1 rRNA gene is annotated in these 513 nt (G+C 41.3%); it reads right to left on the bottom strand.

What is annotated here, in order from left to right:
- Positions 1-329: 329 nt before the first annotated feature.
- Positions 330-513 (bottom strand): 16S ribosomal RNA (locus tag AOG26_RS20385); the annotation flags it as partial.

Genomic DNA, 513 nt, shown 5'->3' with positions numbered 1-513 from the left:
CGCCTCCAACTGCCAAGGCATCCACCGTGTACGCTTAGTCACTTAACCATACAACCCAAACGGGTCTTTGTTAGTGACAGCTGTTAACTTCGCCAGAAGTTAATTCATCAAATAATGATGAGAATACTAAAGTAGATACCAATTAATCTTTCGATTAATGGCATATTTTTTACTTTTGAAAACTCTTTATAAATAACAATGTTATCTATAAGAATTTTAATATCAGCTTTCCAAATTTTTAAAGAGCATATTAATTAGTTAAACCAAGCGGCTTAGCTAACTAACAATCATCTGTGTGGACACTACGAACAAATAAGTTCTAAATCGTATAAGGAGGTGATCCAGCCCCAGGTTCCCCTAGGGCTACCTTGTTACGACTTCACCCCAGTCATGAATCACTCCGTGGTGAACGTCCTCCCGAAGGTTAGACTATCCACTTCTGGAGCAACCCACTCCCATGGTGTGACGGGCGGTGTGTACAAGGCCCGGGAACGTATTCACCGCATCATTCTG

It is taken from the genome of Pseudoalteromonas sp. UCD-33C, assembly GCF_001306895.1.
Taxonomy (GTDB): domain Bacteria; phylum Pseudomonadota; class Gammaproteobacteria; order Enterobacterales; family Alteromonadaceae; genus Pseudoalteromonas.
This window is presented reverse-complemented; position numbering and strand designations above follow the sequence as displayed.